The organism is Micromonospora sp. CPCC 206061 (assembly GCF_036906915.1).
GTDB lineage: Bacteria > Actinomycetota > Actinomycetes > Mycobacteriales > Micromonosporaceae > Phytohabitans.
The window spans coordinates 1-23,115 of the sequence record NZ_JBAKHX010000030.1; the positions used below are offsets into that span (position 1 = coordinate 1).

General features: G+C 69.4%; 14 protein-coding genes and 1 riboswitch. Of the genes, 6 read left to right on the top strand and 8 right to left on the bottom strand.

Annotation, left to right across the window (positions count from 1 at the left end):
- Positions 1 to 269 precede the first annotated feature (269 nt).
- Both V6V89_RS20675 and V6V89_RS20680 read right to left on the bottom strand, forming a co-directional pair.
- A complete protein-coding gene (locus tag V6V89_RS20675; RefSeq protein WP_334620823.1) occupies positions 270 to 2,237 on the bottom strand; it encodes a cellulase family glycosylhydrolase in 1,968 nt (655 codons plus the stop codon).
- The gene (locus tag V6V89_RS20680; protein WP_334620824.1) at positions 2,237 to 4,693 is read right to left on the bottom strand and encodes a glycoside hydrolase family 2 protein; all 2,457 of its coding nucleotides are present in this window, start codon (positions 4,691 to 4,693) and stop codon (positions 2,237 to 2,239) included. The genes V6V89_RS20675 and V6V89_RS20680 overlap by 1 nt, the downstream gene beginning before the upstream one ends.
- A gap of 198 nt (positions 4,694 to 4,891) precedes the next feature.
- Between V6V89_RS20680 and V6V89_RS20685 the strand changes: the two genes are divergently transcribed.
- Together V6V89_RS20685 and glyA are read left to right on the top strand one after the other, a co-directional pair.
- On the top strand, positions 4,892 to 5,902 hold the full coding sequence (locus V6V89_RS20685) for a LacI family DNA-binding transcriptional regulator (RefSeq protein WP_334620825.1): 1,011 nt from the start codon (positions 4,892 to 4,894) through the stop codon (positions 5,900 to 5,902).
- A gap of 14 nt (positions 5,903 to 5,916) precedes the next feature.
- A riboswitch (ZMP/ZTP riboswitch) is annotated at positions 5,917 to 6,005 on the top strand.
- Between the two features lie 26 nt (positions 6,006 to 6,031).
- The gene (gene glyA / locus V6V89_RS20690) at positions 6,032 to 7,300 is read left to right on the top strand and encodes a serine hydroxymethyltransferase (RefSeq protein WP_334620826.1); all 1,269 of its coding nucleotides are present in this window, start codon (positions 6,032 to 6,034) and stop codon (positions 7,298 to 7,300) included.
- A 10-nt stretch (positions 7,301 to 7,310) separates the two neighbouring features.
- Here glyA and V6V89_RS20695 read toward each other — a convergent pair whose 3' ends face one another.
- The gene (locus V6V89_RS20695; protein ID WP_334620827.1) at positions 7,311 to 9,941 is read right to left on the bottom strand and encodes a putative bifunctional diguanylate cyclase/phosphodiesterase; all 2,631 of its coding nucleotides are present in this window, start codon (positions 9,939 to 9,941) and stop codon (positions 7,311 to 7,313) included.
- Positions 9,942 to 10,133: 192 nt separating this feature from the next.
- On the opposite strand from V6V89_RS20695, the gene V6V89_RS20700 reads away from it, so the two are divergent.
- On the top strand, positions 10,134 to 10,496 hold the full coding sequence (locus tag V6V89_RS20700; protein ID WP_334620828.1) for a PH domain-containing protein: 363 nt from the start codon (positions 10,134 to 10,136) through the stop codon (positions 10,494 to 10,496).
- On the opposite strand, the gene V6V89_RS20705 is transcribed toward V6V89_RS20700, so the two are convergent.
- Positions 10,490 to 11,416: a 2-hydroxyacid dehydrogenase gene (locus tag V6V89_RS20705; RefSeq protein ID WP_334620829.1), complete on the bottom strand. Its 927-nt coding sequence runs from the start codon at positions 11,414 to 11,416 to the stop codon at positions 10,490 to 10,492. The genes V6V89_RS20700 and V6V89_RS20705 overlap by 7 nt on opposite strands.
- 174 nt (positions 11,417 to 11,590) lie before the next feature.
- Between V6V89_RS20705 and V6V89_RS20710 the strand changes: the two genes are divergently transcribed.
- Complete coding sequence (locus tag V6V89_RS20710) at positions 11,591 to 12,694, top strand: PQQ-dependent sugar dehydrogenase (protein WP_334620890.1); 1,104 nt, start codon at positions 11,591 to 11,593, stop codon at positions 12,692 to 12,694.
- A gap of 13 nt (positions 12,695 to 12,707) precedes the next feature.
- Positions 12,708 to 14,258 (top strand): metallophosphoesterase family protein, encoded by a 1,551-nt coding sequence (locus V6V89_RS20715; RefSeq protein ID WP_334620830.1) that lies wholly within the window; start codon positions 12,708 to 12,710, stop codon positions 14,256 to 14,258.
- Here the strand turns inward: V6V89_RS20715 and yicI are convergent.
- The 4 genes from yicI to V6V89_RS20735 all read right to left on the bottom strand — a co-directional run bounded on the left by yicI (position 14,245) and on the right by V6V89_RS20735 (position 19,909).
- Positions 14,245 to 16,497 carry an alpha-xylosidase gene (gene yicI, locus V6V89_RS20720; protein ID WP_334620831.1) on the bottom strand — a complete coding sequence of 751 codons (2,253 nt, stop codon included), beginning with the start codon at positions 16,495 to 16,497 and terminating at the stop codon, positions 14,245 to 14,247. The two genes, V6V89_RS20715 and yicI, sit on opposite strands and share 14 nt — an antisense overlap.
- A gap of 326 nt (positions 16,498 to 16,823) precedes the next feature.
- Positions 16,824 to 17,648 carry a carbohydrate ABC transporter permease gene (locus V6V89_RS20725; RefSeq protein WP_334620832.1) on the bottom strand — a complete coding sequence of 275 codons (825 nt, stop codon included), beginning with the start codon at positions 17,646 to 17,648 and terminating at the stop codon, positions 16,824 to 16,826.
- Entirely contained in the window at positions 17,645 to 18,604 is a 960-nt protein-coding gene (locus tag V6V89_RS20730) for a carbohydrate ABC transporter permease (protein ID WP_334620833.1), read from the bottom strand. The genes V6V89_RS20725 and V6V89_RS20730 overlap by 4 nt, the downstream gene beginning before the upstream one ends.
- On the bottom strand, positions 18,605 to 19,909 hold the full coding sequence (locus V6V89_RS20735) for an ABC transporter substrate-binding protein (RefSeq protein WP_334620834.1): 1,305 nt from the start codon (positions 19,907 to 19,909) through the stop codon (positions 18,605 to 18,607).
- A 208-nt stretch (positions 19,910 to 20,117) separates the two neighbouring features.
- On the opposite strand from V6V89_RS20735, the gene V6V89_RS20740 reads away from it, so the two are divergent.
- On the top strand, positions 20,118 to 23,033 hold the full coding sequence (locus V6V89_RS20740) for a glycoside hydrolase family 3 protein (RefSeq protein WP_334620835.1): 2,916 nt from the start codon (positions 20,118 to 20,120) through the stop codon (positions 23,031 to 23,033).
- The last annotated feature ends 82 nt before the right edge of the window (positions 23,034 to 23,115 follow it).

Here is a 23,115-nt window from a genome sequence, read left to right on the forward strand (position 1 = left end):
CTCTACCGCTTCATCCAAACCAACGCCATCACCACTTGACACAAGCCTTCACAGATCAAGGGCAAACGCACGTGGATCGGAGATCAAAGCACGTGCGTTCGCCCTTGATCGACAGGCGCGCCGCGCGGCGTGCGCCGCGCGAGGCGCGGGAGCGCGAGGCGCGGGAGCGCGAGGCGCGGGAGCGCGAGGCGCGGGAGCGCGAGGCGCGGGAGCGCGAGGCGCGGGAGCGCGAGGCGCGGGAGCGCGAGGCGCGGGAGCGCGAGGCGTGGTTAGTCGGTGCGGACGTAGTCGAGGTCGAAGGTGCCGGTGCTTACGTAGATGAAGATGTCGTGTACCTCGGTGAGGCTGGCCACGTCGCAGCTCATGCCACCCAGCAGGTCGGCTGTGAACGTGGTCGTGGTGTTCTGCACGACCCAGGCGAACGTCGACTGGCACCAGGTCCAGGACGGCCCGCTGCGAACCGCGATGGCCGCGTTCGTACCGTCGACCGGCCCCACCTTGAGGTCGTACATGATCTTCGTCTTGGTCGACAGGTCGAGCGGCTCCGCGAACGCCACGCCGAACCAGCCGCCCTCGACCCCGTTGACCCGCAGCCCCGCCGACCCGTGGGTGGCGAAGTCGGTCTGCGGCTCGACGGTGCCCGCGTTGGCCTGCCAGTTGGCGGGCGCCCATCCCTCGGTGCCGGACTCGAACGACGAGATCACGATCGGCGCGGACGCCGGCGGCCGGACGGTCACCACGAGGTCAGCCACGTTGGACCTACGGCCGGCGAGGTCGCGGATCGTGTAGTGCCCGGTCGCCTTGCCGAAGTAACCGGGGGTGGGCGTGAACGTCACGGCGCCGCCGGCGCCGAGGGCGAACTGTCCACCCTGGACGCTGACGCTCCTCTGCTGCCCCGCCGTCGCCGGGTCCAGGTCGATCGTGCCCGGCTTGACGCGGGTGCGGTACCCGATGTCGTTGTCCGCCGGCGCGAGCGTGACCGCCGTCTCGTGCTCGGTCACAGCAGCGTCGTGGTCGGCCACCGGAGGCCGGGACCGGTACCCGCGCCGGATCTCGTCGGTCGCGTTCGAGAGGGTCAGGCAGACCGGGCTCGGGCAGTACACCGTGAAGCCGTCGTAGTCGGGGTAGAGCGAGCCGTCGTCCTGTACCCCCGAGAGGATCCAGTACAGGAATCCGGTGCCACCGGTCGAGATGACGGCGTCCGTCCAGTCCTGGAAGACCGGGTTGCGGATCGCCTTGTCGTGGAGGCCGAACTCGCCGAGCATGACCGGTTTGCCGACGCGCGCCGCTTCACGCGAGTGCCGCTTGATCCACCGCGTGCCCCAGGCGGCGTCCTTGCCCCAGTGGTCGGGGTACAGGTGGTACGACATCACGTCGACCGCTGGCAGCTTGGCGAACGCGACGGTGTCGACACCCTCGCCGCAGTTGACCGTCCAGTCGGAACTGGCCGGGTCGTCGCAGAAGAAGCCCTCGTCGCCGACGCTCGCGAGGTGCCGCCGGTCGATCGACTTGATGTGCCGGGTCATTTCGTCGGCCCAGCCGATGAGGGTCTGTGTGGTGCAGTTCGGCGACTGGGGGTATGTGCCGGAGCCCTTGCAGCGCGGCTCGTTGCCCAGCTCCCAGGTCATGACGGCGGGGTCGTCCTTGTATTTCACACCGGTCAGCGAGTTGGTGCGGTTGAGGACGTGGCTGATCCAGTCCTTGTACCAGCCGCGGATCACCGGGTCGCTGTAGAACTCGTCGTGGTATTGCCCGCCCCGCCAGCTCACGTACTGGTCCATGCCGCCGAAGTCGCGCCAGTTGTTGGTGAGCGGGATGACCAGCTTGACGCCCGCGTCACCAGCCGCCTTGAGCACGTAGTCGAGGCGTTCCAGCCCGTCGGCCCCGTCGTTGTACGCCGGTTTGGTGCCGTCCCAGTACTGGAAGTAGACGCCGTCGGCCTTGCCGGCGATGGAGCCGGAGCCGTCCTGGTTGCCGATGTCGAGGAAGCCCCACGTGCGCAGCACGGTGAAGCCGGCGTTCTTCGCGTCGGCGAAGACGTCGTCGACCATCAGGCGGGACTTGTACATCAGGTAGTAGTTGTTGGAGCCGCCGAAGCGGAACTTCTTTCCGTCGAGCTTGAGGTCGTCGCCGTGGCGGACGACGAAGCCGGCGGGTGCGGGGGCGGCGACCGCGGGGGCGGCCGGCGCCAGAACGGCGAATGCACTGAGGACGGTGAGGAGAGCACGCTTCTTCATTAAGATCTCCTAGGGGAGGAGACATCGTTTACGCAGCGCAGCACCGGCCTGCTTGTCAGCGCGGCCGGGTCGAGCGGGAGCCTCGTGCGCACCATGAATGTCACGGACTCTCCGGGGAGCAGCGTCACCAGTACGTCGTCGACCGAGGAGTCTGGGTCGAGGCGGTCCGGATACAGGGTGAGGTCGCGCAGGATCGTGCCGGCTCGCACGGTCACCCGGTAACCGTCCGGCGCCTCGTCGACGGCGGCCTCCCACCGCGGCGCCGGATAGTCGATGTCGCGGTCCTCGGCGAAGAACCACCACGCGCGCAGCCCGTCCGCCTCTGCCAGTAGCAGCTCGCGGCGAGGGTCGTCGCTTGTGGACACGTCGGACGGCAGCGGCACCGTGACCGCCGAGTGCGCCGGCACGCTGATCTCGACAGCGGTCTTCGCGCCGGGCTCGCCGGTGACCGCCAGTCGGGTCACGGCCGCCGACGCCGTCCACGGCTGGCCGGTGTCGTTGACGGCGACCAGCGCGAGCGAGCCGTCGCGGGGTTGCACGGTGAGCAGGCGGTCGGCGTACGCCCGGCGCATGGCGTACCAGAGCGGCTTGCGGCGCCCGTAGCCGTCGATGGCGGCCCAGGAGGTGACCGGCCAGCAGTCGTTGATCTGCCACATCACCGCGCCCATGCACAGTGGACGGAGCGACCGGAAGTGCTCCAGTCCGAGCGAGACCGCCCGTGCCTGGTTGACCTGTGTGAGGTAGTGCCAGTCGTCGAAGTCGCGCGGCACCGGCATGTGCGCGTCGAGCCCGCGGCGCAGCTTGGCGTCGCCGTCGATGGCCTTCTGGTGGTGCAGCATGCCGGGTGAGTCGTGCGTCAACGGGTCGTCGCTGATGCTCCGCCGCAGCGTCGCGTACACCGGCGGCGCCTGATAGCCGAACTCGGCGACGAACCGCGGCCGGTAGTCCCGGTAGTGCACGTAGTCGCGCTCGTTCCACACGTCCCAGATGTGCATGCTGCCGTGCGCGGGCTCGTTGGGGTGCAGGTCCTCGCGTCCGGAGTACGGGCTGCCGGGCCAGTACGGGCGGGTGGGGTCGAGCTCGTCGACGATCGCGGGCAGCAGGCGCAGGTAGTACCCGGCGCCCCAGGTGCGGCCTTCGAGGGTGGCCTGCCAGTTCCAGTCGTGCCATCCCCAGATGTTTTCGTTGTTACCAAACCAGAGCACGAGGCTTGGGTGGCTGCTGAGCCGCACCACCTGCTCGCGCGCCTCGGCCGCCACCTCGGAGGCGATCGGCTCCTCCTCGGGGTAGGCGGCGCAGGAGAAGAGGAAGTCCTGTGCGACGAGCAGCCCGTACTCGTCGCACAGGTCGTAGAAGTCGTCCGACTCGTACCGGCCGCCGCCCCAGATGCGCAGCAGGTTGACGTTGGCCTCGCGCGTCTGCGTGAGCCGCTCGGCGTACCGCTCGCGGGTCACCCGGGTCACGAAGGTGTCGTCGGGGATCCAGTTGACGCCGCGGACGAAGACCGGCACGTCGTTGACGACGATGGTGAACGGCGTGCCATCCGCGTCGGGTGTCGTGTCGAGCCGCAACGACCGGAACCCGATCCGCCGCTGCCACACGTCCAGTACCCTGCCGTCAGCACCGCTCAGGGTGACGTCTAGCAGGTGGCGCGCCTGGTCGCCGTACCCCCTCGGCCACCACAGCTCGGGGTCGCGGACGGTGAGGTCGATGACGGCCGTGCGCTCTCCTGGCGCGATGGTGACCTCGCCGCGGACGCCCGCAACGGCGGCGCTCAGCGTCAGGGCCTCTGAGCCTTCTCGCTCGACCTCGACGTGCACCGACACGCGTCCGTCGCCGCCCTCGACCGTCACCAGTGGACGGACGGTGGCAAGGCGCGCGCTGCGCCAGGCGTGCAGGCCGATCGGCTGCCAGATGCCGGCGGTGACCACGTTGGGGCCCCAGTCCCAGCCGAAGTTGCACGCCATCTTGCGGATGAAGTTGTACGGGTCCGTGTACGCGCTGGGCAGCGGGCCGACCTGGGAGCGGACCGCCTCGGCGTACCGGTACGCGGAGTCGAATCGCACGCGCAGCGTGTTGTCGCCGGTGCGCAGGTGTGGCCTGGCGTCGAACCGGTAGGCGCGGTGCATGTTGGCCGTTGTACCGAGCTCAACGTCGTTGAGCGTGACGGTCGCGACCGTGTCGAGCCCGGCGCAGACCAGGTCGACGCGCGGCTCGCTCGTGCCGTCCCACGCGAACGTGGTCTCGTACACCCAGTCGCTGTGGCCGATCCAGCGCAGCGCGTTTTCGTTCTCGTCGAGATACGGATCGGGAATGCGGCCCGCGGCCAGCAGGTCGGTATGCACGCAACCAGGCACCTCTGCCGGCACCGGACTGACCGGAAAGTCAGCCGGAAGCGGCGACGCGGCGGCCAGCGCTACCGTCCAACCGTCGTGCAGCGGTCGGTACGAGCCCATACGGTTACCCCTTAATCCCGGAAGTCACTTGCCGCCTCATCGAAAGATGTTGACTGAACCGGTTGAGTACGCACACGGTATGACCGGTCGATACGAGTGTCAATGGTGCATGCTTAACCGAGCAAGTGTTTTGCCGCCTCCACACGACCAGGGTGTCCGGCGGTACGGTAAGGATCCTTTGCCTGAGAAGGAGCGCACGTGAAGCGGCCGACCATCGCCGACATCGCGCGCCGAGCCGGCGTGTCGAAGGGCGCCGTCTCGTACGCGTTGAACGGCCAACCGGGCGTCTCCGAGGCGACCCGCCAGCGCATCCTCGCGATCGCGCAGGAGATCGGCTTCAACCCCAACAGCGCCGCCCGCGCCCTGTCCGGCTCCACCGCCAACGCCGTCGGGCTCGCGCTCTGCCGGCCCGCGCGCATCCTCGGCATCGAGCCCTTCTTCATGGAGCTGATCAGCGGCGTCGAGGCCGAGCTGTCCGCCCGGTCGTACGCGCTCACCCTCCAGGTCGTCGCCGACCCCGAGGCCGAGATCGCCGTGTACAAGCGGTGGTGGGGCGAGCGGCGCGTCGACGGGGTCTTCGTCTGCGACCTGCGGATCGACGACAGCCGGGTCCCGGTACTGGAAGAGTTGCAGCTCCCCGCGGTGGTGATCGGCGGCCCTGGGCACACCGGCGAGCTGGCCTGCGTGTGGGCCGACGACGCGGCCGCGCTCGGCGAGACCTTGGAATATCTGGTGGCGCTCGGCCACCGGCGGATCGCCCGGGTCGGGGGCCTACCCGAGCTCCTGCACACCGAGATCCGAAGCAGGGCGTTCGCCGATGTGTGCCAGCGACTGGGCGTCGAGGCCATCACCGTGCCGTCGGACTACACCGGCGAGGAGGGCGCGCGGGCCACGCGGCGACTGCTCAGCTCCGCGCAGCGGCCCACCGCGGTCCTGTACGACAACGACGTCATGGCGATCGCCGGCCTCGCCGTGGCGCAGGAGATGGGGCTCGCCGTGCCCGGCGACCTTTCGATCGTGGCGTGGGACGACTCGGCGCTGTGCCAGCTCACCCACCCGCCGCTCACCGCGCTCGGCCGCGACATCCCCGCGTACGGGGGACACGCCGCCCGGCAACTGCTGGCCGCCATCGAGGGCAAGAAGATCGGGGCGTACCAGCACGAGACCGCCCACCTCACCCCCCGTGGGAGCACAGCACCGCCACGCTGACCGACTAGGATTGGCCTCGTACTCGCGACTGGCGCAGATCAAGGTGGAAAGGACCACCGGGGAGCGACCAACGACCGAAGCACCGCGCGCCTGGGTGCCGGTCAGCGTCGACATGCCAGGAGGACGCACGTGCACGTACCACCGATCCCCACGCTGACCGCGACCGACCCTGAACTGGCCGGGCTGGTCGAGCAGGAGGCGCAGCGGCAGCACGACAAGCTGCGGATGATCGCCTCCGAGAACTACGTCTCCACCGCCGTGCTCGAAGCCAGCGGCACCGTGCTCACCAACAAGTACTCCGAGGGCTACGCCGGCAAGCGGTACTACGAGGGCCAGCAGCTCATCGACCCCATCGAGACCCTCGCGATCGAGCGGGCCAAGGCGGTCTTCGGCGTCGACCACGCCAACGTCCAGCCATACTCCGGCTCACCCGCCAACCTCGCCGTCTACCTGGCGTTCCTGTCACCCGGCGACACCGTCATGGGCATGGCGCTGCCGATGGGTGGCCACCTCACGCACGGCTGGTCGGTGTCGGCCACCGGCAAGTGGTTCAACTCCGTGCGATACGGGGTGTCCCGCGAGACCGGCCTCGTCGACTTCGACGAGGTGCGCGACCTGGCCCTCAAGGAGCGGCCGAAGGTCATCTTCGCGGGCGGCACCGCGATCCCGCGCACCATCGACTTCCCAAGGTTCGCCGAGATCGCCCGCGAGGTCGGCGCCGTGCTGGCAGCCGACATCGCGCACATCGCCGGCCTGATCGCCGGTGGCGCGCACCCGTCGCCCGTCGGCTACGCCGAGGTCATCACCACCACAACGCACAAGACCCTGCGCGGCCCGCGCGGCGCGATGATCCTGTCGACCGCCGAGCACGCCACCGCCGTCGACAAGGCCGTCTTCCCCGGCCTGCAGGGCGGCCCGCACAACCACACCACCGCGGCCATCGCGGTCGCGTTGCGCGAGGCCTCCCAGCCGGCATTCCGCGTGTACGCCGCACAGGTGGTCGCCAACGCGAAGGCGCTCGCCACCGCGCTCACCGAGCGGGGCTTCGACCTCATCTCGGGCGGCACCGACAACCACCTGATCCTCGCCGACCTCACGAGCAAAGGCATCGGGGGCAAGCCGGCGGCGCAGGCGCTCGACCGGGCGGGCATCGAGCTCAACTACAACACCGTTCCGTACGACACCCGCAAGCCGTTCGACCCGTCCGGCATCCGGCTCGGCACCGCGGCGCTCGCCACACGCGGCCTCACCGAGGAGCACATGCCGCAGGTGGCGGCGTGGATGGACGACGCGGTGACCGCCGCGATCAAGGACGACGAGGCGGCGCTGGCGCGGATCGCGGGCGAGGTCCGCGACCTGGTCTCCGCGTTCCCGGTGCCGGGCTACACGGCCGCCTGACCGGCTCCCCTTAGCTGGGCGCGCGGTGGTCTTCGAGGAAGGCCTCCACGCGCTCAGCCGGGGCCGGGTGCGCCAACGCGAAGCCCTGGCCGAGGTGGCAGCCCGCCGCCTCGGCCTGGCTGACCTGCGCGTTCGACTCCAGCCCTTCGGCGATGATCTCCAGCCCTAGGCGCTTGCCCAGGTTGACAACCACGTCGATGAGCGGCCGGCTGTGCCCCGGCGGATCACCCGGCTGCCAGTTCGCCGACGCGGCCACCACCGCGCCGTCGATCTTCAACAGGTCGACCGGAAGCCGCCGCAGCTGCGCCAACGACGCTTGCCCGGCCCCGAAGTCGTCCAGCGCCGTGCGTACCCCGATCGCCCGCAACGCGCCGAGCTGCGCGACCACCGCCGGCACGTCGAACGCCACCTGCGCCTCGGCCACCTCGACGACCAGCCGTTCCAGCGGGAGTTCGTGCTCGGCCAGCACCGCCTTGACGCGGGTGACGAAGTCGCTGCTCACCAGCTCGCGCGGCGAGACGTTGACGGCCAGCCACAGGTCGCGGCCGGCTGCCGACCACGAGATGAGCTGCCGGCAGGCGGTGGCCAGCACCCACTGGTCGATCTCACCAGCGATCCCCAGGTCTTCGGCGACCGGCATCACCTCGGCCGGCAACACGGTGCCCAGCGTCGGGTTGCGCCAGCGCAGCAGCGCCTCCACGCCCACCGGCTGCCGCTCCGGCAGCGCCAGCACAGGCTGGTACACCACGTCGAACTCGCCCCGGTCGAGGGCGCCGGGCAGCTCACGTTCGAGATCCATCCGGTGCAGGAGCTGCTCTTCGAGATAGCTGTCGTACCACTCGATCCGGTCGCGCCCGAGCTGCCGGGCGCGCCGCCGGGCCAGATCGGCGCGGCGCAGCACATCGTCGACCGTGTCGCCGGTGGTCAGCTCGGCCAAGCCGATGCTCACATTGAGGTGCACGATCATGCCGGGGAGGTGGTATGGCTCGGTCAGCGCGGTGAGCAGGCGCGTGCCCAGGGCGTACGCGAGCATCGGTCCCTCGACGGTGACCACCGCGAACTCGTCGCCGGACAGGCGTGCCGGCAGGTCATCGCGCCCGACGGTGATGCGCAGCCGCCGGCCCACCTCGATGAGCACGGCGTCGCCGATCTCCCGCCCGCGCACCTCGTTGACCTCGGTCATGCCGTGCAGGTCGATGACCAGCAGCGCGCCCATGTGGCCGCTCAGCTCGCGCTGGCTGACGATCGTGCGCATCAGCTCGCGCCTGTTGGGCAGGCCGGTGAGCTGGTCGGTGAACGCGAGCTGGTGCAGCGTGCGCTCCAGGTGCCGGCGCTCGCCCACGTCGCGCACGTGCACCACGAGCGCGCCGACCTCGGGAATGGCCCGCTGGTCTCCAACGGTCGACTCGGTGTCACGCCACACGCCGTACCCGTCGCGGAGCCGCGCGTTGACCAGTGGCGGCCGCCCCGGCGTCTCGCGCTCGGCGAGCACCGCCGTCAGCAGCGCGGTCACCTCGGCGGCGTCGTCGGGGTGCATCAGCGCTGGGAACGGCCGGCCCACCACATCGGCGTCGGAGAGCCCGAAGAGCCGGGCAGCCGCCGGCGACTGCCAGCGCACCACCAGGTCGTCGTCGACCACCATCGTGAGGTCGTTGGCACCGGAGACCAGCGAGCGGAAGTGCGCGCCCTGTTCGGCGAGGCGCCGCGCGTACCGCCGGACGTCCGCCGCCGACATCACCTCGCGGATCACGACGGTCGGTATGACCGCCAGTCCCAAGAGGATCGAGGTGTGGTCGAAGCTGCCCACGGTGATCAGGTGGTAGAGCGCGGCCAGCATCGCGAGCAGCGCCGGCACGGTGAGCAGCGGATAGCTGGAGAGCCGGGTCTGCGGCTCGTCGACCGGGTCGGGCTCGTCGACCACGTCGGCGCGGCGCGCGCCTGCCATGATCAGTAGCGGTCCTACGACCAGGCCCGCCGAGGCGGCCAGCAGCGTGTGGTCGGGCGCTCCATACGCGAGCAGCATCGTCAGCAGCGCAAGCCCGAGCACCGAAACGCCCGCGCCGCCCCCGCAGAGCAGGGCGGCGCGCCGGTAGTGCGCGGCGCGCAGCGCGGTCACGGTGACGATCGACAACCCGCCGACCGCGAAGAGGAACCCGGCGAGCGCGGCGGGCGGCATGCCACCGGGCGGCGGCATCAGCCACCCGGCGAAGGCCAGGCTGACGCCGATGCTCAAGCCGTCACACGCGCGCCGCAGCCGCAAACCCGTGGTCGTGGCCGCGCCGGGCAGCAGCAGCACGCCCAGCACGAACGCCACCACCGTCACACCCAGCCCGATTGCCGTGATCACCGACTGGGCCGTCCAGGCCAGAGCCGCCACCGAGCCGCCGCCGGCAAGGACTCCGACCCCAAGGAAGCCGGCGCCGCGGCACGGCCCGAACGAGTGCTGGGCGGCGTGGATCTGCAACGCCAACCGGATGAGCTGGAAGCCTGTCACGGCGCCGACAACGCCGGACGCGAAGGCGATCGCGAGGACCGGGCGCACCGCGCCCGCGTAGGCAGCCGCCAGGAGGGCAGCCGCCACCATGGCAACCACCCCGTCGACTAGCGGGGCGGCGCTGATCCGGGCGCGTGTGAGGGACACTGCCAGGTCCTCTGCGGAAGAGGGCGGAGGGGTGGCGCGGCACGCTCGTGACGACACCGCACCTATGACCGTAAACGACCGCCGAGGCGGCGGGTTACGCCCCAGTATCTGGGATCACCCGTCATCCCGCTTGCCGGTCGGGTCGGAGCGGCCCGCGATCGGGGCGGCGCGGGCTCGTGCGAGGATCGGAACGTGAGCAGTCCGACCATCGTCCGGTTCCGGCCCCACGGGGCGATCGCGGTCGCCGCGCTCGTCGCGCTGATCGGCGCGGTGCCGGTGGCGAGCGTGTCGTGGTATCTCGCGCCGGTGCTGCTCATCCCCATCGCGGTGGTGGTCTGGGCATGGCGGGCCGGCACCGACGCGACCCCAGCCGGGATTCGCGTGCGCGCCCTGCTCGGCGACCGCCAGATCCCCTGGTCCGACATCAGGGAGCTGGGCGGCGACTCACGCGGGCGCGCGCTCGCCCGGCTCACCAATGGGCAGGTGGTGCCGCTCACCGCCGTACGCGTCGGTGATCTGCCGCGGCTCACCGAGGCCAGCAAGCCGGCTCAGTAGCCCCCGACCACCTGGTTTTCCAAGGGCTCGCCGGCGACGAAGCGGCGCAACTGCGCACCCACCAGGCCGTATGCGCGCGGCAGCAGCCCGCGCACCGAGCCCGCGACGTGCGGCGTGATCAGCACGTTCGGCAGCGTCCACAGCGGATGATCGGCGGGCAACGGCTCCGGATCAGTCACGTCGACCGCCGCGCCGATCCGCCCCGTGGACACCTCGGCCAGCAGCGCGGCCGTGTCGGCGACCGGGCCGCGGGCCGCGTTGACCAGCAGCGCCCCGTCGGGCATCGCGGCCAGGAACGCGGCGTCGATCATGCCGCGGGTCTGTGCGGTGAGCGGCACGATCACGACCACGATGTCGGCCTCGGGCAGCAGCGCGGGCAGCTCGTCGACGCCGTGGACGCCCTCAGCAGGGCGCGCGGTGCGCGCCACCCGGGTCAGGCTCACCTCGAACGGCGCCAGGCGCGCCGCCAGAGCCTCTCCGATCGACCCCGCGCCGACGATCAGCACCCGCTTGCCAGCCAGCTCGTCGGTGGGGGCATATCTCTTGTACGCCCAGTCGCTCGCCGCCTGGGCCCGCGCGAAGCCCGGGAACTCCCGCAGGAACGACAGGATCGCCGCCACCACCCACTCGGCGGTGCCGGAGTCGTGTACCCCGCGCGCGTCGCACAGCGTCACGCGCTCCCGCAACCGGCCGACCCACGTGTCGGCACCGGCCGACAGCAGTTGCACGACCTGCAGCTCGGGCATCTTCGCCGCCAGCGGCACCGAATCGGCGAGCGCCAGGAACGGCGGCACCCAGAACCGCACGTCACCAGGGTCTGAGGGCAGCACGTCGGGTTGCGGGGCAACCTCGACGGTGACACCCTCGGGCACGTCACCGATCAGATCGAGGCCCTGCTCGTGCGGTATCCACACCTTCACGGCTCGACCCTAGCTGGGGTGGGGCGCCGCCGCGGATCCTCGCCGCGACCGTGCTCCGTTCCTCCTCATGAGGGCGTGGGTGTTCACGCGGCGCGATGGCTCTCAAGGTGACCCGGCTACCCTGGCCGGGTGACTGCCCGCGCCCGCGCCGCCGCCGCCGCTGTGGTCCTGACCATGGCAGCGGGCGGCTGTAGCTTCGGCGAGCCCGCGCCCGACGAGGCCGGCGAGCCCCCGACGTTCCCCACCCCGACGGTGACCGCCACGCCGCAGGATGGTGTCAACCAGCAGATCGCGGCGACGGTGCTCGCCAAGGGTCTGCGCGTGCCGTGGGGCGTGTCGTTCCTGCCGGACCGTGGCGCACTGGTCACCGAGCGCGACACTGGCAAGATTCTGAAGATCGGGCCGGAGTCCACGACGGACGGCCTCAAGGTGACCCCCGTTCAGACGCTCGACGAGGTGGACGCGGGGGGTGAGGGCGGCCTGATGGGCATCGCGGTGTCGCCGAAATACGACGCCGACAAGACCGTCTTCGTGTACTACTCCACCGCCCAGGACAACCGGGTCGCCAAGCTGGTGCTGGGCGGCGAGCCCACACCGATCGTCACCGGCATCCCGCTGTCGGGCATCCACAATGGCGGGCGGCTCGCATTTGGGCCGGACGGCTTCCTGTACGCCACGACGGGCGACGCGTCACAGCGAGGGCTCGCGCAAGATCCGAAAAGCCTCGGCGGCAAGATCCTCCGGATGACGCCGGACGGTAAGCCGGCGCCCGGCAACCCGATCAAGGACTCGCTGATGTGGTCGCTGGGCCACCGCAACGTCCAGGGCATCGCGTGGGACGCCAGCAAGCGGCTGTACGCGACCGAGTTCGGGCAGAGCAACTGGGACGAGATCAACCTGATCGAGCCGGGCAAGAACTACGGCTGGCCGACGGTCGAGGGAAAGGCGAACGATCCTCGGTTCGTGAACCCGCTGGTCGTGTGGTCGCCGAAGGACTCCTCCTGCTCCGGCATGGCGATCGTGGAGCGGGTCGTGGTCGCCGCCTGCCTGCGCGGCGAGCGGCTGTGGCTGGTCGAGCTCACCGCCGCCGGCTCCGTCTTCGGGCAGCCACGCCCGATGCTGGTCCAGCAGTACGGCCGGCTTCGCACCGCGATCGCGGCTCCGGATGGTTCACTGTGGCTGACCACGTCGAATCATGACGGCCGGGGAGACCCTGATCCGACCGACGATCGCATCCTGCGGCTCGTCTTCTCTGGCGGCGGGGCCGGAAAGAGCTAACTTAAAGCAGGGTATGAGCGAAACAGATCAGAAGCAGCGCCACGTCGGCCGCCTCGTGCGGGCGACCGGCCAAGGCTTGGCAAGGGCAGTCCGGTCGACCCCATCCCGCAAGGCCGGGTTCGCGCTGGTGATGTTCGGGGTCGCGGCGGTCGGCGTGATCATCGGCGTACTGCTGGGCGCGCACACCGACGCCGACGTGGGCCCGTTCCGCGCCGAGATGTCGATCACGCCGTCGGTCGTCGGCGACTCCGAGGTCGCGATCCCGCCGCTCGGCTCGCTGCACCTCAACAGCCATGACGGCCCCACGCACCTGTCGGTCAACCTGGGCGCGCTCGACCAGGGGCGCACCGAGGCCCTGCTGGACGATCCGGCGGGCATCACCCGGGCCAGCCAGACCGCCCTCGACGACGTCAAAGAGGGACTGATCCGCCTCGTCATGCGCACAGTCGCGGTCTCGGTGCTGTGCGCGATGGTGCTGGCCGCGCTCATCTTCCGCAACGTGCGGCGGGTGGCCTGGTCGGGCTTCATCGCGCTGGCCATCGTGGCGAGCAGCCTGGGCACCGCCGCCGCCACGCTGCGCCCCAACTCGATCGAGGAGCCGCGCTACGAGGGGCTGCTGGTCAACGCGCCGGCCGTGGTCGGTGACGCGCGGGCGATCGCGGACAACTACGGCAGGTACGCGGAGCAGTTGCAGCACATCGTCTCGAACGTGAGCCGGATCTACACGACGGTCTCCACGCTGCCGGTGTACCAGCCTGCGCCGGGCACGACGAGCGTCCTGCACGTCTCAGACCTGCACCTCAGCCCGACCGCCTGGTCGATGATCCGCACGGTGGTGGAGCAGTTCGGCATCGACGTCGTGGTCGACACCGGCGACGTCACCGACTGGGGCAGCGAGCCCGAGGCGTCCTACGTCGCCTCGATCAGCCTGCTCAAGGTGCCGTACGTGTACATCCGCGGCAACCACGACTCGGTGGCCACCTCAGCGGCGGTGGCCCGGCAGAGCAATGCGGTGGTGCTGGACAACGGGGTGGCCACGGTGGCCGGGCTGACGTTCGCCGGCATCGGCGACCCGCGCTTCACGCCCGACAAGGAGACCTCGCCTGCCGGCTCGGGCAACTCGAAGCAGACCGCCGAGCGGGTGATCGGCACCGGTCAGCAGCTGGCCACCACGATCAAGGCCGCCGACCGGCCGGTCGATATCGCGCTCGTGCACGACCCGGCCTCCGCGGTGGCGCTGACCGGCACGTGCCCGCTCGTCCTGGCCGGGCACACGCACAAGCGCGAGGTGTCGATGCTCGCGCCGGTGCCGGGCGGGATGCCGACCCGGATGATGGTGGAGGGTTCCACCGGCGGCGCCGGGCTACGCGGCCTGAAAGACGAGAAGCCACTGCCGCTGGCGATGTCCGTGCTCTACTTCGACGAAAACAAGGTGCTCCAGGCGTACGACGACATCCAGGTGGGTGGGCCCGGCCAGGCTCAGGTCACCCTGGAGCGCAAGGTGATCAAAGACGAGCAGCCCACGCCGTCCGAGGGCCAGCACGCGCCGCCTACGCCACGCTGAGCTCGGCCTCGTCGACATCATCGGGTACACCGACAGCCCGACCGGCCACCTCGACGCGCCACGGGGCGGCGGCGCCGGTACGGCGTACCCGAATCGCGTCGCCCTCACGGACCACGACGAAGCTGGCCGCGACCGCGCCGTCGAGCGACGGAACGTCGACCCGTACCTCGCCCTCGATCGGCTCGTAGAGCTGGAGCGTGACACCGTCGTGGTACGCGTAGTCGGGGCGGTCGTCGCGGGCGCCCAGCGGCAGCGCGGTGCCCGGCCGCACGAGCACGGGCACGGTGTCGAAGCCGCACGTCTGCGTGACCCAGCGCGGCCCTTCGACCACGTCGCCGGTGAGCAGGTGGGTCCAGCGGCCGGCGGGCACGTAGTACGAGACGCGGCCGGACGCCGACATCACCGGCGCGACGAGCAGGCGGTCGCCCAGCATGTACTGCCGGTCGAGGTAGGCGCAGGCCGGGTCCTCCGGGAACTCCGCCACCATCGGCCGCATCACCGGCACGCCCTCGCGGTGGGCGGTCACCGCCGCGCCGAACAGGTACGGCATCAGCCGCGCCTTCAGCCTCGTGAAGGCCCGCAGCACGTCGACCGCCTCCTGGTCGAACTCCCACGGCACCCGATAGGTGTGGTTGCCGTGCAGCCGGCTGTGCGAGGAGAGCAGTCCAAAGGGGATCCAGCGCTTGAAGACGGCCGGGTCGGGCCTGCCTTCGAAGCCGCCGATGTCGTGGCTCCAGTACCCGAAGCCCGACATCGCCAGCGACAGCCCTCCGCGCAGGCTCTCGGCCATCGACTCGAACGTGGACTCACAGTCACCACCCCAGTGCACCGGATACTGCTGACCACCGGCCGTGGCTGAGCGGGCGAACAGCACCGCCTCACCGTCGCCCCGGTACTCGCGCAGCAACTCGAAAACGGTGCGGTTGTACAGGTGCGTGTAGTAGTTGTGCATCCGCTCCGGGTCCGAGCCGTCGTGCCACACCACCTCGGTCGGGATGCGCTCGCCGAAGTCGGACTTGAAGCAGTCCACGCCCATCTCCAGCAGCACCCGCAGCTTGCCCGCGTACCAGGCGCACGCGTCCGGGTTCGTGAAGTCGACCAGCCCCATCCCGGCCTGCCAGCGGTCGGTCTGCCACACATCACCGCTGACGGTGCGCACCAGGTATCCGGCCGCGGCGCCCTCGGCGAACAGTGCGGACCGCTGCGCGATGTACGGGTTGATCCACAGGCTGACCCGCAGGCCGCGTTCCTTGAGGCGCTTGAGCATCCCGTGCGGGTCGGGGAAGGTGCGCGGGTCCCATTCGAAGTCGCACCAGTGGAACTCACGCATCCAGAACGTGTCGAAGTGAAACACCGACAGCGGCAGTTCGCGCTCGGCCATGCCGTCGACGAAGCTCATCACCGTGTCCTCGTCGTACGACGTGGTGAACGACGTGGTCAGCCACAGGCCGAACGACCACGCCGGCGGCAACGCCGGGCGCCCCGTCAGCGCCGTGTACTTGCGCAGGATTTCCTTCGGCGTGGGCCCGTAGATGACGAAGTACCGCAGTTCGTGGCCCTGCGCGCTGAACTGCACCCGGGACACCGCTTCCGAGCCCACCTCGAACGACACCAGCCCGGGATGGTCGACGAAGACGCCGTACCCGCTGTTGGTCAGGTAGAACGGCACGTTCTTGTACGCCTGCTCGCTGCTCGTGCCTCCGTCGGCGTTCCAGATGTCGACCGACTGGCCGTTCTTGACCAGCGCACCGAAGCGCTCACCCAGCCCGTAGACGGTGGTGCCGACGCCGAGGCGGAGCTGCTCGCGGATGTAATGCGCGCCGTCGTCGGTGCCGATGGCGGCCATCGCCTTGCGCTCGCTGGCGGTCAGCACCTCGCCGTCAGCGAGAAACTCCATCCGCCAACGCTCCCGGAAACGCACCGACAGGCGGCCAGACGTCAGCGTGGCGTCCTCGGCTGACACGGTGACCGGTGCGTCGACGGTCGCGATGTCGAAGCGCGGACCGCGCGGGGTGAGCCCGGCGAAGTGGGAGACGGTGATCCCGATGACGTCGGGCATCGGCGACTCGGCGCGCACGGTGAGCATCGGCCGGTTGAGGGTGTCGCCGCGATGTCCGATGTGGGCGGTCGGCGCGTATACGGTCAAGCTGTCGCCGTCGGCGGTGACGTCATGAACCTCCGCCGGGTAGAGCGGGTGCACGCCGTCACGTACGTGCCAGTAGCCGTCGGTGAACTTCAACGGTGCTCCTAGGAGTTGCTATTTCCGTGGACTGTGGATCCCGGTAGCGGCCGTGGCTGACCACGACGGTGAACGACCAGGATTCCGATTCCGCACTGTTTCCGTGGACTGTGGATCCCGGTAGCGGCCGTGGCTGACCACGACGGTGAACGACCAGGATTCCGATTCCGCACTGTTTCCGTGGACTGTGGATCCCGGTAGCGGCCGTGGCTGACCACGACGGTGAACGACCAGGATTCCGATTCCGCACTGTTTCCGTGGACTGTGGATCCCGGTAGCGGCCGTGGCTGACCACGACGGTGAACGACCAGGATTCCGATTCCGCACTACTTCACCGCGCCGGCCATGACGCCGCGGGTCAGGGTTCGCTGGAAGATGAGGAAGAAGAGGATGGCTGGCAGGATGCCGAGCAAGGCCGACGCACTGGTTGTCGTGGCGTCCATGAGCCGGTCGCCCTGGAGCACGCCGAGCGCCACCGGCACTGTCTGCTTGTCGTTCGAGATGAGGAAGATGAGCGGCAGGAAGAACTCGTTCCACGTCCAGATGAAGAAGAACGTGAAGAGCACGGACAGGCTCGACCAGCTGATCGGCACCACGACCCGCCACAGCGTGCGCCACTTGCCGGCGCCGTCCATCGCGGCCGCCTCCAGCATCTCGCGCGGAAATGCCGCGTACACCGACGAGAGCAGGTAGGTGCCGAAGGCGCTCTGGATCGCGGTGAAGATGATGATGACGACGAGTTGGGTGTTGTAGAGACCGACCTCTTTGGACAGGTAGTAGAGCGGATATGCCAGCGCCTCCTGCGGCAGCAGGTTGGCGAGCAGGAAGAAGACCAGAAACGCGCCGCGCCCGCGTACCCGGCCGATGCCGAGGGCGTACGCGTTGAGGATCGACACGATGACCGCGAGCACGGCCACGCTGGCGCTGATGAGGAAGCTGTTGAAGAGCTTCTCGCCGAAGTCGACGCGGATCCAGAAGTCCGTGATTCCCTTGAGGTACAGGCTGTCCGGCAACGAGAGCGGACCGTCCGACGCGTAATCGGCCGGGCTTTTCACCGCGTTGAGCGCGACCAGCCCGAACGGCGACAGGACGACGATGACCAGCAGCGTGAGGACCGCCAGTACCGCGGGCCGCGACAGGCGCGTGGTCATAGGAGATCCCGCCTTTCGCTACGCGCCTGGATCTGCAGGAACACCACGGCCAGCACGACGATGATGACGGTCAGCACGGTGGCGATCGCCGACCCGTACCCGACCTGGGCCTTCTCGAAGAAGTTCTGGTACGCGAAGTACGACGGCACGAGCGTGGCGTTTCCCGGTCCGCCCCGGGTGAGCACGAAGATCTGCCCGAAGATTTTGAGTGCCGCGATCGTCGTGGTCACCAGCACCACGTAGATCTCAGGCTTGATGAGGTGTATCGCGATCCGCCGGAACCGTTGCCACCAGCCTGCGCCGTCGATCGCCGCCGCTTCGTAGAGCTCCGGGTCCACCCGCTGGAGCCCGGACATGAACATCACGACCGGGTATCCGAGCTGGAACCAGATCATGATCACCATGATGCTGTAGAGCGCGTACGCGGGGTCGCCGAGCCAGTTCTTCGCGAGCGCGTCGAGACCGGCGTTGGTGAGGATCGCGTTGAGCGCGCCGAAGCTCGGGTTGAGGATCCAGCCCCACACGATGCCGGTGACCGCCACCGGCAGCACCTGCGGCAGGTAGAAGCCGGAGCGGAACGCGCTGGCCGTGCGCGGCCCGATCTGCTTGCCCACGTAGTCGAAGAGCACGGCGGCGAGCACCAGTCCGAGCAGCGTCGGCACGACCGCCATCGCGACGATCAAAAAGATGATATTGCGGAACGAGGCCCAGAAGTTCTCGTCGTCGAGCAGCCGGGTGTAGTTGTCGAGCCCGATCCATTCCGGCGTGCCCACGCCCTGCCAGCGGGTGAAGCTGATGCCGACGTTCATCAACAGCGGCACGACGATGACGACGAGCGACAGCAGCACGCCGGGGATGAGAAATATCGCGTAGCCACCGGCGCTCCGTCGGCGGCGCCGGCGAGCGGGAGCGGCGCCCGCGATCGGGCGCCGCTCCACCTGCGTCGATGTGGCCACTTACTTACCCAGGCTGGTCAGGTTGTCGTTGTACGGCTTGGCGATCTCGTCGAGCACCTGGGCTGGCGCCTTGGTGCCGTTGATCAGGTGCTGCGCGCCGGCCACGAGCACGTCGTAGTAGCCGGGCGCCGGCCAGTCAGGATAGAAGGCCAGGCCGTCCGAGGAGTTGAGCTTCTCGAAGTTCTCGATCAGCTCCTTGCTCTTCGGGTCAGTGATCTTGCTGAGGTCGCCGAGGACCGGCACGCCGCCCGAGTTGCCGAGCAGCGCCTGGATCTCCGGCTTCATCGTGATGTCGATGAAGTCGTACGCCAGGTCCTTGTTCTTGGCCTTGTTCGGCACCACCCAGATGTTGCCGCCGGAGCCTGGGTGCAGGTTGTTGCCGGGGAATAGGAACGTGCCCCACTGGAAGCCCTTGGCCTCGGCCACGAACCGGCCGTACCACCAGCTACCGGAGATCACGATGGGGAACTTGCCCTGCGTCCACGCCACGCCCATGTCCTCCGCCTTGATGCCGGCCGAGTTCTTGGCGATGTAGCCCTTCTTGACCCAGTCGGCGAACGTGGTGGCCGCGTACGTGAACTCCGGCCCCTTGAAGTCGACCTTGCCCTTGTAGAGCTGGAACGAGTCGACCCACGAACGGTTCGCCTTCGACAGGGCCAACTCGTACAGGATCTGCTGCGCCGGGTACTCCGCGCCGCCCACCGACAGCGGGGTGACGCCGGCCTTGACGAACGTGTCCATCGCCGCCTCGAATTCGGCCAGCGTGGTGGGCACCTGCACGTTGTGCTTCGCGAAGAGGTCCTTGTTGTAGTAGACCATCACGTACTCGGCGTAGTTCGGCACGCCGTACCATTTGTCGCCACCCATGATGCCCTGCTCGTCATACTTGCAGGTGGTCTGGATGCTTGACGAAATCTTGTCCCAGCCGCGTTTTCCGGCCTCGGACGTCAGGTCGGTCAACAGCCCCTGCTTCGACAGCAGGCCAGCTGACGCGTTGCCCTTGTTGTACTCCAGAATGTCCGGCGCTTCGTCCGAGTTAAGGATCATCCCGGCGTTCTGCCGGATCTGCTCGAAGCCCTTCTCCTCGAACTGCACCTTGACGCCCGGGTGCGACGCCTCGAACTGCTTGATCGCCTCCGTCCAGGCGACACCCATAGCGCTCGTAGCACCTTCGTAGTGCCACAGTTTCAACACCTTGCCGTCGCCGCCACCCTCATCGTCAGCGTCCGCGCCACAGGCGGCGAGGACCAGCGACGCGGCAGCGAGCAGCGCGGTGGCCGCAGCACGGGTACGAGTGGTGAACACTGCCACCTCCTAATCGTCGAAATGCGAGTCGAAGCGCTTCGACACACATTCCCGCCCAGCTAAACGGACCGGCCACACCATGTCAACGGAGGGCGTCGATGATTTCGTAACGGTTTCGCGTAGTCACCCGTTCAGCCCGGTTGGCCGGGCTTTCGTATGGCGTCCAAACTATTGACAGGCAGCTAGGCCATGCACAAGCCTCACCAAGGTGCGCTTTCTGAAGGTCTGCCTGGCGATCACCGTGACGATGACCGTGCTCGCGCCCGCCGCCGTGGCGCGCGCCGACGACACGTACCCCTTCCGCGACCCGGCCCTGCCGCTGGACGCGCGGATCGACGACCTCGTCGGCCGCCTCACGCTGGACGAGAAGATCTCGCTGCTGCACCAGTACCAGCCGGCGATCCCGCGGCTCGGCGTCGGTCCGTTCCGCACCGGCACCGAGGCGCTGCACGGCGTCGCCTGGCTCGGCGAGGCCACCGTCTTCCCGCAGGCCATCGGCCTCGCCACGACGTGGAACCCCGACCTCATGAAGCAGGTCGGCACCGCCGTCGGGCGGGAGGCGCGCGGCTTCCACGCCAAGGACCCGGCGAACAACGGGCTCAACCTCTGGGCACCCGTCGTCAACCTGCTCCGCGACCCGCGCTGGGGCCGCAACGAGGAGGGGTACTCCGAGGACCCGTACCTGACCGGGGCGCTGTCCACGGCGTACGGCAAGGGCCTGCAGGGTGACCACCCCGTGTACCTCCAGTCGGCGCCGACCCTGAAGCACTACCTGGCCAACAACAACGAGATCATGCGTGACACGGCCTCTTCGATGCTGCCGCCCCGGCTGCTGCACGACTACGAGCTGCCCGCGTACCGGACCGCGATCGAGGCGGACGCCGCGACCGGTGTGATGACCTCGTACAACCTCATCAACGGCCGACCGGCCACAGTGGAGCCGTCACTCGACGCCGAGGTGCGCACCTGGACCGACAAGGACCTCATGGTCGTCAGCGACGCCTACGCCCCCGGCAACCTGGTCGGTTCGCAGCGGTACTACGCCACGCAGGCGGAGGCGAACGCCGCCGCGATGAAGGCCGGCATCGACAGCTTCACGCAGGACGGCAGCGATCCAAACTCGACCATCACCGCCATCCGCACCGCCGTCGACAAGGGACTGCTCACTGAGGCCGACATCGACGAGGCGCTGCGGCACATCTTCTCCATCCGGTTCCGGCTCGGCGAGTTCGACCCGCCGGGCAGCAACCCGTACGCGGCCATCACGCCCGATGTCATCAACTCGCCCGCGCACCAGCGGCTCGCGCGGCAGGCCGCCGACGAGCAGGTCGTGCTGCTGAAGAACGCCGGCAACACGCTGCCGCTGTCACCGTCCAAGACCCGCAAGGTCGCCGTCGTCGGCCCGCTGGAGAACACCCTCTACACCGACTGGTACAGCGGCTCGTTGCCGTATGCGGTCACGCCCCGCCAGGGCATCCAGGAGCGGCTGGGCGCCGGCGCCACCGTGGTCGGCAGCGAGGGCGTCGACCGGATCGCGCTGCGCGACGTGGCTACCGGCCGGTACGTCACCGCGACCGGCACCACCGACGCGGACCACGTGGGGCTCGGCTCCACCACCGCGGGTGACGCCGCGCAGTTCGACGTCTTCGACTGGGGCCAGAGCCTGCTGAGCCTGCGTAACGTGGCCACCAACAAGGTGCTCGGGTACAACTGGGGACCGTTCGTCACCCGCGACGCGCAGCCAAACAGCTGGTACGTCCAGCAGCAGTTCAAGCTGGAGGAGCAGAGCGACGGCACGTTCGTCATCCGGTACGCCGGCTACGAGACGCGCGAGCCATGGTTCCCACCGGTGCGGTACCTGACCGTGGACGCGGCCGGGAAGCTGGCTCTGGGGGCGGAGACCGCCGCCACCGCCGCCCGCTTCGCGAAGGAGACCGTGCGCAGCGGTGTGCAGGAGGCGGTCGCCGCGGCCAAGGGCGCCGACGTAGCGGTCGTCGTGGTTGGCAGCATGCCGGCGATCAACGGTCGCGAGACCAACGACCGCGTCTCAACGGCGCTCGCTGAGGGCCAAGCCGCGCTGGTCAAGGCGGTCCGGCAGGCCAACCCGAACACCGTCATGGTGCTGGAGAACAGCTACCCCACCACGATCAACTGGGAGCAGGCCAACGTGCCGGCCATCCTGTGGACCAGCCACGCCGGGCAGGAGACCGGGCACGCGATCGCCGACGTGCTCTTCGGCGACCACAACCCGAGCGGCCGGCTCACCCAGACCTGGTACCGGTCGGACGCCGAACTGCCCAGCATCCTCGACTACGACATCGCCAAGACCGGCATGACGTACCTCTATCACCGCGGCACGCCGCTCTACCCCTTCGGGCACGGGCTCAGCTACACGACGTTCGGGTACTCGGCGCTGCGGGTCGACGCCTCGTCGGTCTCGGTCGACGTGACCAACACCGGCACCCGCGCCGGCAACGAGACCGTTCAGCTCTACACCCACCAGCGCAAGTCCCGCACGACGCAGCCGGTCAAGCAGCTGCGCGGGTTCGCCAAGGTGAGCCTGGCACCGGGCCAGAAGAAGACCGTGCGCATCCCGCTCAAGCGGTCGGACCTCGCGTTCTGGGACGTCACCCGAAGCCGGCCCGTGGTCGAGAGCGGCACCTACGACATCCTGGTCGGCGCCTCGGCCACTGACATCCGGCGCACCACGACGCTCCGCGTGAACGGCGAGACCATCCCGCCACGCGACCTGCGCACCGCCACGTCCGCGTGGACGTTCGACGACTACGCGGGCACCACGCTCGTGGACACCACCAAGAGCGCGGGTACGGCCGTGGCCGCGACCGCCTCCGGTCAGTGGATCAAGTTCGCGGACGCGAACCTCGGCAGGGGTGTCACGAAGATCACGGCACGGGTCTCCACGCCGGGCACCGCCCCCGCCGGCATCCAGGTGCGGCTCGGCAGCCCGAGCGGACGGCTGCTCGGCACGCTCGCCGTGCCCGCGACGGGCGACCGGTACGCCTGGACCGCCGCCACTGGCAACCTCCGGCGCGCGGCGGGGCGGCACGACGTGTACCTCGTCTTCACGGGTGCGGCGCAGGTGGACAGCTTCCGGATCTGGTGATCATGGCCGGCCAGGGTATGCTGGCCGGCGTGACGCGATGGTATCTGTGGTTTACGAGGCCGGCCCCTGTGCCGGTGACTCG

Excerpts from the sequence above, each read along its gene's own strand:
- V6V89_RS20710 (WP_334620890.1), top strand. The coding sequence starts at position 11,591 with ATGGCAGCGGGCGGCTGTAGCTTCGGCGAGCCCGCGCCCGACGAGGCC.
- V6V89_RS20715 (WP_334620830.1), top strand. The coding sequence starts at position 12,708 with ATGAGCGAAACAGATCAGAAGCAGCGCCACGTCGGCCGCCTCGTGCGG.
- V6V89_RS20675 (WP_334620823.1), bottom strand. The coding sequence starts at position 2,237 with ATGAAGAAGCGTGCTCTCCTCACCGTCCTCAGTGCATTCGCCGTTCTG.
- V6V89_RS20725 (WP_334620832.1), bottom strand. The coding sequence starts at position 17,648 with ATGACCACGCGCCTGTCGCGGCCCGCGGTACTGGCGGTCCTCACGCTG.
- V6V89_RS20680 (WP_334620824.1), bottom strand. The coding sequence starts at position 4,693 with ATGGGCTCGTACCGACCGCTGCACGACGGTTGGACGGTAGCGCTGGCC.